The organism is Jatrophihabitans lederbergiae (assembly GCF_031845305.1).
Lineage (GTDB): Bacteria > Actinomycetota > Actinomycetes > Mycobacteriales > Jatrophihabitantaceae > Jatrophihabitans_A > Jatrophihabitans_A lederbergiae.
Genome location: NZ_JAVREH010000297.1, coordinates 1 through 247, shown reverse-complemented (window position 1 = coordinate 247; position 247 = coordinate 1). Strand labels below are relative to the sequence as shown.

Annotated in this window: 1 protein-coding gene; it reads left to right on the top strand. The window is 72.5% G+C overall.

Annotated elements, in window-relative coordinates:
• Positions 1-247, top strand: a 247-nt coding sequence (locus RM423_RS25290; RefSeq protein ID WP_311425782.1) for a hypothetical protein, incomplete at both ends; no start/stop codon positions are given.

Here is a 247-nt window from a genome sequence, read left to right as displayed (position 1 = left end):
CTGGGGCGGCGACCGGAGCTCGTGCTGGCCAACCTGGCGCCGCTGGATCAGTGGCGCTGCGGCACGGCCGAGGTGGCCGACTTGTTCCAGGTCACACGGGGTCTCCGGTTGGCCCGGGCCGCCAGCCGCGGAGTCGGGCCGGCCGGCATTCACCCGCTCACCGAGCACTGGGTCGAGGCGATGGCGACCGCCAACGACGAACTCGGCAGCGCGCTCGCCCGCTCGCTGCTACCAACACTGCTGAGTA